This is a genomic window from Cupriavidus sp. DL-D2 (assembly GCF_039710735.1).
Taxonomy (GTDB): domain Bacteria; phylum Pseudomonadota; class Gammaproteobacteria; order Burkholderiales; family Burkholderiaceae; genus Cupriavidus.
Genome location: NZ_JBDKXK010000011.1, coordinates 235,433 through 245,549, shown reverse-complemented (window position 1 = coordinate 245,549; position 10,117 = coordinate 235,433). Strand labels below are relative to the sequence as shown.

At 57.2% G+C, this 10,117-nt stretch carries 9 protein-coding genes; 2 read left to right on the top strand and 7 right to left on the bottom strand.

The features are described 5' to 3' along the window. Positions 1-389 precede the first annotated feature (389 nt). The 7 genes from ABDB81_RS08985 to ABDB81_RS08955 all read right to left on the bottom strand — a co-directional run bounded on the left by ABDB81_RS08985 (position 390) and on the right by ABDB81_RS08955 (position 7,329). A complete protein-coding gene (locus tag ABDB81_RS08985) occupies positions 390-998 on the bottom strand; it encodes a glutathione S-transferase family protein (RefSeq protein WP_029306685.1) in 609 nt (202 codons plus the stop codon). Positions 999-1,089: 91 nt separating this feature from the next. Then, a complete protein-coding gene (fghA, locus tag ABDB81_RS08980) occupies positions 1,090-1,947 on the bottom strand; it encodes an S-formylglutathione hydrolase (RefSeq protein WP_029306684.1) in 858 nt (285 codons plus the stop codon). Positions 1,948-1,955: 8 nt separating this feature from the next. Continuing rightward, positions 1,956-3,062 carry an S-(hydroxymethyl)glutathione dehydrogenase/class III alcohol dehydrogenase gene (locus tag ABDB81_RS08975; RefSeq protein WP_029306683.1) on the bottom strand — a complete coding sequence of 369 codons (1,107 nt, stop codon included), beginning with the start codon at positions 3,060-3,062 and terminating at the stop codon, positions 1,956-1,958. A gap of 108 nt (positions 3,063-3,170) precedes the next feature. Next, positions 3,171-3,845 carry a glutathione S-transferase gene (locus ABDB81_RS08970; protein ID WP_029306682.1) on the bottom strand — a complete coding sequence of 225 codons (675 nt, stop codon included), beginning with the start codon at positions 3,843-3,845 and terminating at the stop codon, positions 3,171-3,173. An 11-nt stretch (positions 3,846-3,856) separates the two neighbouring features. After that, positions 3,857-5,608: a Rieske 2Fe-2S domain-containing protein gene (locus ABDB81_RS08965; RefSeq protein ID WP_029306681.1), complete on the bottom strand. Its 1,752-nt coding sequence runs from the start codon at positions 5,606-5,608 to the stop codon at positions 3,857-3,859. Between the two features lie 25 nt (positions 5,609-5,633). Beyond that, positions 5,634-6,488 carry an aromatic ring-hydroxylating dioxygenase subunit alpha gene (locus tag ABDB81_RS08960; RefSeq protein ID WP_029306680.1) on the bottom strand — a complete coding sequence of 285 codons (855 nt, stop codon included), beginning with the start codon at positions 6,486-6,488 and terminating at the stop codon, positions 5,634-5,636. Between the two features lie 178 nt (positions 6,489-6,666). Continuing rightward, the gene (locus tag ABDB81_RS08955) at positions 6,667-7,329 is read right to left on the bottom strand and encodes a GntR family transcriptional regulator (RefSeq protein WP_029306679.1); all 663 of its coding nucleotides are present in this window, start codon (positions 7,327-7,329) and stop codon (positions 6,667-6,669) included. 401 nt (positions 7,330-7,730) lie between these two features. On the opposite strand from ABDB81_RS08955, the gene ABDB81_RS08950 reads away from it, so the two are divergent. Both ABDB81_RS08950 and ABDB81_RS08945 read left to right on the top strand, forming a co-directional pair. Continuing rightward, a complete protein-coding gene (locus ABDB81_RS08950; RefSeq protein ID WP_029306678.1) occupies positions 7,731-8,804 on the top strand; it encodes an aromatic ring-hydroxylating dioxygenase subunit alpha in 1,074 nt (357 codons plus the stop codon). 29 nt (positions 8,805-8,833) lie between these two features. Next, on the top strand, positions 8,834-9,928 hold the full coding sequence (locus ABDB81_RS08945; RefSeq protein ID WP_029306677.1) for a hypothetical protein: 1,095 nt from the start codon (positions 8,834-8,836) through the stop codon (positions 9,926-9,928). Positions 9,929-10,117: the final 189 nt, after the last annotated feature.

The window sequence follows — 10,117 nt, the reverse complement described above, 5'->3', positions numbered from 1 at the left end:
ACCTGCGCCTCGACAACCTCGATGCCGCGTGCGAAACGCTTGCGATAATCGTTGCATCAATGCGCTGAATCCACAGTCGTGAGCCGCGGATTGAGACGTGTTGGCGTGTGAGTTTTGAGCCTATGACCGAGTCCGGCCACAAACGGTCAATCCAGGATCGAGCGCCGAACGACGGCTTAGTGGTCAACACCTGCCAGTTCAGCGAGCTATGTGCGGGACTTGCCGCCATCGATAGATGGTCGAGTAAATCCTTTTTTGTCCGCGAACGTCGGCTTTGCCGTCGGCCCTGCACGGTTTTACCGTTTTCGGATGCGCTTCAAGTGGCTCGAATCAGGCGAAGCCGCGAGGACCGGTCCCATGCTCATCCGGCCCGTGCGGACTCCGAACGTCTACGAACCCCAACGTATGCCGGGCATACTAAGGAAACCGGGGATCGTCTTGAAGCGTTCGACCCACTCCAACACATGCTTGTATCCAGCAATCTCGACACCCGCGTCTGTTGATAGTGCGACATGAGGAAAGCAGGCAACATCAGCGATAGTTGGTCGACCGAGCTCAAGCCATTTTCGATTTTCCAAATGCCCATCCAACACCCTGAGCACCCGATGCGAGAGCGCAAGTAGGTCGCCTAAGTTTGCGGAGTGGTGAAAGAGCTTTACAGACCTCGCTTGCGCTACATGCATGAGATCTCCGCCCGCCGTGGCGAGCCATTGGTGAACTCTCGCAGCGCTATCGGCCTCAGTCGGGTACCAAGTACCAAACTTGTCATACTTGCGGGCGATGTATGTGAGGATCGCTTGCGCATTGCGCAAACGTAATGACCCATCCTCCAGGATAGGCAATTCCCCGAACGGATTAAGTTCGAGATAGTCCGCCGACTCATGTTGTTGGCCAACATAGTCCACACTGACTTTCTCATAGGGAACGCTCAGCATGTTCAAGAGAAGTCGAATCTTGTAGCAACTTCCCGACAGCTCAAAATCATGTAAGCGAATCATGAAATCTCCAACAAAAAAAGCGTTCCGGAGCCACGGAGCCCACCGGAACGCCGGAAGGAGCAGCGAGACACACGCTGCAAGGATCAGACGGTCAAGAACCTAACTCAGAGGCGTGATGCCTGAGGTGGTCCTCCATGAAGGAAGAAATAAAGTAGTAGCCGTGGTCATACCCAGGATGTTTGCGCAGCCTCAGCGGTTGGCCTGCTATCTCGCATGCTGCGCGGAGAGTCTCCGGATACAACTGTTCTTCCAGGAATTTGTCATCAAGTCCTTGGTCGATCAGTATTCCGCCTGGGAAGACGGCGCGCCCGGCTCGCCGAATCAGCAGCGTCGCGTCGTAGTCCGTCCACTTACTTTGCTCAACGCCGAGATATCGAGTGAAGGCTTTGATACCCCATGGGCATGCCACCGGGTTGGCAATTGGCGCAAACGCCGAGACGGATCGAAACTGGTCCGGATTCCGCAAAGCGATCACCAGAGCGCCGTGACCACCCATCGAGTGCCCGAAGATTCCGACCCGTCGTTGATCGACAGGGAAGTTCTCCATTACCTCGCTGAAGAGCTCGCGGACAACGTAGCTATACATGCGGTAGTTTGTGGCCCATGGCGCGTCTGTGGCATCGACGTAGAAGCCCGCTGCCACACCAAAGTCCCAACTCTCCCGATCTCCTGCAATCTCGACCCCTCTCGGGCTCGTGTCGGGGGCCACCAACACCAAACCAAGCTCAGAGGCGACCCGTTGAGCGCCAGACTTCGTCGCAAACGTCTCCTCCGTGCAGGTAAGCCCAGCCAGATAGAAGAGCGCCGGGCAGCGCTCCCCTCTCAAGGCTTGCGGCGGCAAGTACACCGAGAAGCGCATGCTGGTCCCGGTCTCCTTGGATGCGTGCTCGTAGAACCGTTGCAGGCCGCCGAAGCAGGCGTGCTCAGATACTGGCTTCAAGTTGCTCATGATGGTACCTAGTAGAGCACCACCGAACGGATCGACTCGCCGCTCTTCATCAGATCGAAGGCGTCGTTGATCGATTCCAGCGGAAGCCTGTGGGTAATCAGATCGTCAATGTTCAGTTTCCCTTCCATGTACCAGTCGACGATCTTCGGCACATCCGTCCGACCACGAGCGCCACCGAATGCAGAGCCCTTCCACTCACGACCTGTCACCAACTGGAACGGACGAGTCGAGATTTCGGCGCCGGCCTCGGCGACACCGATGACAATGGATTTGCCCCAACCCTTGTGGCAGCACTCCAGTGCCTGGCGCATGACCTTCGTATTGCCGATGCACTCGAAGGAATAGTCTGCGCCTCCGTCTGTCAATTGGATGATGTGATCGACGACGTTTTCAACGTCCCTCGGGTTCACAAAGTGGGTCATGCCGAATTTCCGAGCCATTGCTTCCCGACCAGGGTTCAAGTCGACCCCAATGATCTTGTTGGCGCCGACCATCTTGGCTGCCTGAATAACGTTCAGCCCGATCCCGCCCAAACCAAATACCACCACGTTCGCACCGGCCTCCACCTTTGCCGTGAACAGCACTGCGCCTACACCGGTCGTCACGCCGCAGCCGATATAGCAGACCTTGTCGAAAGGGGCGTCCGGGCGAATCTTTGCGAGGGCGATTTCGGGAACCACGATATGGTTCGCGAAGGTCGACGTCCCCATGTAGTGGAAGATCGGCGTGCCGTCGATCGAGAAGCGCGCCGTGCCATCGGGCATGAGACCCTTGCCCTGTGTTGCACGAATCGACTGACAGAGATTCGTCTTCTGCGACAGGCAGAACTTGCACTGCCGGCATTCCGGCGTGTACAGAGGGATCACGTGATCGCCTGGCTTGAGCGAGGTCACGCCATGCCCAACTTCCGTCACGATACCGGCACCTTCGTGGCCCAGGATGGCGGGGAAGATACCCTCGGGATCTGCGCCCGAGAGTGTGTAGTAGTCGGTGTGGCATACACCCGTTGCTTTGATCTCGACGAGCACCTCGCCAGCTCGCGGACCCGCCAGGTCCACTTCTTCAACGCTAAGGGGGGCGCCAGCTTTCCAGGCAATAGCAGCTTTCGTTTTCATCTTCAAATAACCTTCCGATTGAGATATCTAAGAATTGAGCGGTATCCCGCGCAGGGCAGGCGTGCCATCAAGTCGCTTCGATGGCACGCCTGCGGACAGACAATTCATTCAACGCATCGCAACTACAGCCGCTGCTGGCTCGTCGAGCTGACGTGAAGTGGGAAAAACGCCGGACATCACGATGAAGCCGGGTAGCCGCTTGATCTGATCGGTCCACCGACGGACTGCGGGGTAATCGCCGAGCGATACGCCACCCTCATCGGACAAAGCGATATATGGGAAGCACGCAATATCCGCAATCGTGGGGTGCGAAGCGTCGCAAAGAAACTTCCCGCCCATTTGCTCGCGCCGCCAAAGGTGTTCATCCAGTATGCGCAGCAACTCGTGGGACCTCTTCCTGCAAGCTTCAGCATCAAAGTCGAAGAAAAACAGATCATGAAGACGCGCCGCAGAAATGGAGCCGGTCAGGCTATCTGCGAAAGACAGCCACATTTGCACTTCACCCGCAAGGCGGGCATCGCTGACCGGGTACCAAAGGTTCGACGTGTCGTAACGCTTGGCCAAATAGACAAGAATCGCCTGCGCGTCCCGAATCGAAAAATCGCCGTCCGTCAGTGCCGGTAGCTGCCCCAAGGGATTGACCCGCAAGAATGCGTCGGACTTGTGCTGTCTGCTTGGGTAGAACTCGACCGGTTCGTTCTGGTAGTCAATTCCCAGAATGTTGAGCAACAGACGAACCTTGTAGCAGTTGCCGGATAGCTCGTAGTCGTAAAGCGTAATCATGGGGGTTCTCTTTAAATGTCCAGGACGATCTTGCCGTTCTTGCAACGCGACACGCACGGCATGATCCACTTCCCGCTTTCGCGCTCCGCCTTGGAGAGATACGTGTCATGGTGCTCCAGGTCGCCACTGAGGACGCCGGTCATGCAGGTTCCGCAGACGCCCTGCTCGCAGGATGCCTCGATGGTTACCCCGTTCTCCCAGCACGCCTTCAGCAGGCTCTTGTCTGACGGCACACTGAAAGACTTTCCGGACTTGGCGAGTTCCACCTCGAACGAATCGCCGCCCGTCGGGATGTCGTCATTCTTGAAAAGTTCGAAGCGAATGGACTCTTCGGGGATGCCCCGCGCCGCGGCAACTTCGCTTACGCAGTTGATCATCACCCCCGGCCCGCATGTGTAAACCTCTGTTTGGGCAGGGTCTACGGCGGCGAGCATGGCCATCAGCTTCTCGCGAGTCGCAACGCCATCCAGGCCTGCGTAAAGATGGACGCTCGGACCCAAGTCGCGCAAGCGCTCGCCGAATGGCGAATGCTCTGCTCCCCTGACAAAGTAGTGCAACTCAAAGTCATCGCCTCCAGCCTGCAGCGCCTGGGCCATGGCGAGAATCGGTGTTATGCCAATGCCGCCGGCGATAAGTACCGGGCGCTTTCCGTTTCGAATAAGAGGGAACGCATTGCGTGGTACCGTAATGGAGAGTTCGGTTCCCTCCTTCACCTGCGCATGCATGGATTCGGAACCGCCCCGGGACATCGCCTCGCGCTTTACGCCGATGATGAATGAGTCACGCTCACTTGGACTGTTGACCACGGAGTATTGCCGTACACATCCAGCCGGGGTAGTCACGCTGATATGCATGCCAGGCGAGAGCTGCGGCATCGTCCGGCCCTTAGGCTTCAGCCACAGCGAGATAATGTCTTCGGTTTCCTGCAGGCGGGCGGTGACTTCGCATTTGAATTCGGTTGACGCAGGCCGAGGGAACGGCACCACCACCGCAGGCACTTCCGCTGCAACCGGCGCCGTCGCATGGATTTTCTCGATCTTCGGCGCACTGGCATGCGTCGCCTCCATTGCGCGGCGGAACTCCGTAAGAATCGTTGAGAAGTGAGTCCTGAAACCCACGGTCGCGGTATTCGCCGCGAAGACCATTGTGTGCACGATGCACTTCTGCCCAGAGGTCGGCTGCAGAAGGAACACCAATACCTTCGACTCCTGGTGTCGTTCGATTCGAATCAATCCGTCTGCAATCACTTCGGCGCGCGACTCGCCATCCAGTACTTCCGAGAATCGGTTGGCCTGTGCAAGCAACGCTTCGCTGACTTCTTCTTGCGATGCATTGATCGGAAGGCTGCGAAGGCCTGTCCGGACCTGCCCGGGATAGCCCAGTTGCAGGGCTTCAGGTTCGACCAGCGGCGTTCCGAGAGACGCCCATACCAACCCGTCCTTTTCGGACACGGCGAAGGTGGCAACGCAAGCAGAGCTCGGCTCAGTTGCTTCGCGGTGGGCGGGAACGAAAGTGCAACCACCGCTGCCGGTCTCATACGTCCACCCGTGATACTGGCACCTCAGTTCGTTACCGAGGTTCACGCCCAGCGACAGGCGTAGCCCGCGATGAGGGCAACGGTTCTCCCAGGCATTGACCATGCCATTGTCATCGCGCCAAAGGGCGAGTTCTTGACCTGCGAGGCTTGTCTGATAAACGTGGCGCGACGGAAGATCCGTGGCACTGGCGATCGGATACCAGCGATTCGTATCTAATGATTTCATTTTGGAGGACTCTCTATTCGTTCGCTCAACCGCGAATCGCGCCGTAGTGCAAGTCGCTTTCGCGAAGCCACCTGCGGTAAGCGGTTGCAAGTACGTCTGCTCGGACAGGGTTCTCACGACTGGCCGCTAACGGCAGCCGTTTGGGAACCTGGTTGATCAAGATCATCAGATCCTGCCCAAAAATCGTCTGCTGAAAGCGACGAAGCTGTTCGTCGGAGTTGATATCGTCGACGTAGCACATGATCGTGTGCGCGATACACCAGTCCTCATCGACAGGCTGTACGAACAAGCAGAGGACATCCCAACGCTGCGGATCCGGAGGACAGGTCTTGTAAAGGATGGCAACGTTGGGGCGCGTCACGCGGTAGACGTACTGGGTCTCGATGGGCTCGACCGCTGTGGCCGACGCACGGGGCTGAGCGAATCGACACTCCGTGGCGATGACTTCATCCAGTTCTTCGTCGATCCGTACGTTGTAAGGCAGCACCTCGGTGAGCGGTTCAGCACCAAGGATGTCCGTATGCACGAACGGAAAATGTGCCATGTCCAAGAAATTTTCGATGGCGCGAAGCCCCGACACATTTACGCGCGTCGATCCAGCGCTGACAACCCGACGATCTGCTTCCGCAAACTCTGGCACCGGAAACAAGTCGCGTGGCGATGACGAGAACGAAAACCACAGCGTTCCGTAGGCACGCTTGCATGACACCGGCCGAACAATGCCCTCGTCGGTCCAGTTTGCCTGGATCTCGCCATCGGGCGACACGTCGTATGTCACCGAGCGGCCGAGCAGCCGCGTTAGATATTGCCGGCTGGGAAGAACATCCTCCAGCGCCGCAACGGGATGCCAATCTTCGAACAGCACCTGATCTGCTTTCACTGCCCCTCCTGCCGTGGCTTGTTAGTTTGCTAAACTGGTATACCAGAATGTATATCAGAAGAACCCAAAGCGCAAAGCAGTTTGCACTTGGGGAAAATACTTAGCGGGAGAATTGCCGAGATACGGCGTGAAGTAGACCAGGGCCGCTCAAGGCGGCCGGGTCTATTGCGAGGACAGCTTAGATGGCGAGGACAGCTTTGAGGTCGATCTCAGGAGGTGCGGAGGCGTCGAATCGGTAACCTCTGATCACCAGGTTGTAGTGCGATGCCAGCAACTCTTTGGCCGCAGTGGCGTCTTTCTTCTCGAGGCACTCCACGAGCTTCCCGTGCTCGTCGCGCAGTTGGCAGTAGTCAAAGCCAACACGGAACATCGCGTTGATCAGCGCTTCGCGGCGTCGCAGTTGCGAGTGAATTTGGTTCAGTGTCTCGTTGTTCAAAAAGGACAGCAGGAGAGAGTGAAATTCCCGCCCAAGCTTGTCCCCCTGGTCGTGCTTCCCCTTCTCGAATGCAACCCGTTCCTTCCCCGTATGCGCCCGCAGCGCTTTGAGTTGTTCGGGAGTGATGATCTTGATCACTTGGTCGATCACGCCACTCTCGAGCACCAGGAGCATTTGGTAGAGTTCAAACGCGTCGTCGAAAGTCGGCCGCCAGACAGATGAAGAGCGCTTGGGGGAGATTTCTACCAGCCCGTCTTGCGACAAGCGGATAAGCGCCTGCCGGACGACTGTGCGACTGACGCCAAACAAATCCGCAATGTCTCGCTCGTTCAGCTTTGTCCCCGGCGGAAGACGACGGTGGTAGATCGCATCGGAGATGGTGCCTACAATTTTCTGGGTTAGCATGATGTTGTCGCGTGACTGCTACCGTCGGCTCGGCGCAGCAATTGTCTGGTCGACCAGAATTTCTAGATGGTACATCAAGCGCGTCATTTGGCACTAAAGCTGTGACGCGCCGCACCAAGATGGGCTAGCTCCCGCGGCTGCATACCCGTTCTCGTGCATGGTTAGCCGAGAACCAAGGCTACCAACGCTCCTCACGGCCACGTCCCAACGGAACGTCCGTCCCCCTGACCATGGCACAGTTCGTGCCATATCCCCGAAGCAAGTGAGCATCCCCAAGACGGGTAATCCCTGATTGCCGGTCCAAATTACGCTCTATAGTCTGGTATACCAGATAAGACATTTGGCTTCCCAGAGTAGTAGTTTTGGCTTCACAAAACAGATCCCCCACTGGAGCTTCGATCATGAACGAGCAGTACAGGCCTCTTCTCGAGGACAAGACTTATCTCCGCCACTTCTGGCATCCGGTTTGCACCGTGGCTGAATTCGAACGCGCCAATGCGTCCGGCCATGGTCCGATGGCCATCACGCTGTTGGGCGAGTCCATCGTACTGGCTCGCTTGAATGGAAAGCTCGTGGCCGCGAGCGACCGTTGCGCGCACCGATCAGCCAAGCTCTCTCTTGGCAGGGTGAGCAAGCGAGACGGGAAAGACTTCCTGGCTTGTCCCTATCACGGATGGCAATACGACAACGAAGGGATTTGCAAGCTTGTCCCCGCTTGCCCGGAAAAGGCCATTCCTCCCCGCGCCAAGCTGAATGCCTACGAGTGCGAGGTGAAATACTCGATCGTATGGGTACGTCTCGACAATAGCTTCGACTGTACTGAGATCCCGTACTTCAGTGATTGGGACAAGCCCGGCATGCAGACGATCGTCGCCGACTCCTATCTGTGGAACACGGTCGCCGAGCGACGCTGGGAAAACTTCACCGACTTTTCGCACTTCGCGTTCGTTCATCCGGGCACTCTGTACGACCCGTTCTTTGCCAGCCACCCTGCCGTGCAGGTCAACCGAATCGACGGAGAGTTGCAGTTCAAGCTGGCTCCGCCTCGTGAAATGGAAGGCATCCCTGAAGAGGCGCCGATGGGAGACTTCGACTACCGATGCACGATGCCGTACGGGATCAACCTCGAGATCAAGCTCTGGAAGGACAACTCACGGTTCGTGTTGTGGACAACAGCGTCCCCAGTGGACGACAAGACCTGCCGCAACTTCATGATCATCGCTCGCGAGACCGATGGTCAGCCGGACCACATGCACCTTGCGTTCCAGAAACGCGTCCTGGAAGAGGATCAGCCGGTAATTCAATCGCAATGGCCTGCCGAGATCTCGGCAGGCGAGATATCCGTCGCCACTGACAAGGTCTCTATCCAGTATCGCAAATGGCACCGCGAACTCTGTCAAGCCGCTCTCCGTGGCAAGGAGGAGTTCCAGGCAGTACTGCGATCCAACGTCATCGACGAGTCGACGACTCTGTAGTCAAAAGCATCCGAAAAAGAGGAGTTCCAATGAAGCCAATGTTCCTGCTCGGCTGTGCCGGTCGAGGCGTACAACCATCTTCCATCGAGGCGCCGGTATCTGAAATCGAGCTGCCGGTAATGGAGCAATTTCGCCTGCAGAAGGAAAGCGGGCTGTGGGACTTCGTCGACCGTATCCCTGCGAGTGACAAAGAGCTGGACGAATATATCAAGGCGAGCCAGCACTACAATCTGCCAGTGCTGACGGGAAGCTGGACCTATACCCTGGGTGTCGACGAAGACAAGATCAAGGCAAACATCGAGCGCACGCGCGAAGTCGATGCCAAATTCCATAACCTCATGGTTTGGGCCAAACATGCGGACGGCCATTATGTGACCGACGAAGAGGTTGCTGTTTCGTACTTGAATACGTACGAGTACGCTGAAGCCCGCGGCATCACGGTCACGTACGAAAGCCACGTTGACATGTGGTCCGAGGACTTCCGCCGTGTCTTGAAGGTTGCCGGCCTGGTGGAGAAGCAAGGCGTTCCCTTCAACTTCTGCATGGACTACAGCCATTGCATCTTCAAGATCGAAAACGAAGTTGAGCACGCGGTATCACAGATGCGAGGCGATGCCGAAGCCATCAGGAAGCTGGACCCGTTCAACGATGACAGCTTCGCCGATGAATGGCTGCAGCGCAACATGGTTCATTGGACGCAAGTCCGTCCGGCCGCCCCTAATGGCCCCGTGAACTGGCTGGCCTTCGAGTCAGGTCCTTGGGATGGCCTGGGCTACGACCGTCCAGGTCGGTCGATCCAGTATCCGTTCAGCTTGCCGAAGCCTGGCGAATGGCATACCGACGTATGGCATGCGCACAAGCTGGCATGCACCAAAGAGCTGGTTCGCAAGGTCATCGATCAGTATCTCTCGACCGATGACTCGAACATGCGCGTCATGACCATCGACAACATCAACCTTGGAGCGTACGGCCTGGGTTGGGGATATGACATGTTTGCCGATAGCTGTCTGGTCGCTACATTCGTTCGTGAGCTCTATGCGGAGCGCTCGGCAATCTTCGAAGCGAAGAAGGGCAAGACGGCGTCAGAGTTTGTTGATCAGTATCGCGGCAATATCGCCCGCTGAATGTATTCGGCTGGCGATAGCCAGCATGCACCGATCCGTGTAGTAGGGGTTAGCGAGGGCTCCATGCCCTCGCCCTTTTTTAGGAAAAGGCGCTCAACCCTAAGGCGACGATCTTTCCTCCGCCTCACGACTTTCAGCCTCCCCATGCTTCGCAAATGCAAGCGGCCAGTCCAAAGACTGGCCGACCTT

What these genes read in the sequence shown, in the direction of transcription:
- fghA (WP_029306684.1), bottom strand. Translation starts at nt 1,947, where the DNA reads ATGAGCAACTTGAAGCCAGTATCTGAGCACGCCTGCTTCGGCGGCCTG.
- ABDB81_RS08970 (WP_029306682.1), bottom strand. Translation starts at nt 3,845, where the DNA reads ATGATTACGCTTTACGACTACGAGCTATCCGGCAACTGCTACAAGGTT.
- ABDB81_RS08975 (WP_029306683.1), bottom strand. Translation starts at nt 3,062, where the DNA reads ATGAAAACGAAAGCTGCTATTGCCTGGAAAGCTGGCGCCCCCCTTAGC.
- ABDB81_RS08950 (WP_029306678.1), top strand. Translation starts at nt 7,731, where the DNA reads ATGAACGAGCAGTACAGGCCTCTTCTCGAGGACAAGACTTATCTCCGC.
- ABDB81_RS08965 (WP_029306681.1), bottom strand. Translation starts at nt 5,608, where the DNA reads ATGAAATCATTAGATACGAATCGCTGGTATCCGATCGCCAGTGCCACG.
- ABDB81_RS08985 (WP_029306685.1), bottom strand. Translation starts at nt 998, where the DNA reads ATGATTCGCTTACATGATTTTGAGCTGTCGGGAAGTTGCTACAAGATT.
- ABDB81_RS08945 (WP_029306677.1), top strand. Translation starts at nt 8,834, where the DNA reads ATGAAGCCAATGTTCCTGCTCGGCTGTGCCGGTCGAGGCGTACAACCA.
- ABDB81_RS08955 (WP_029306679.1), bottom strand. Translation starts at nt 7,329, where the DNA reads ATGCTAACCCAGAAAATTGTAGGCACCATCTCCGATGCGATCTACCAC.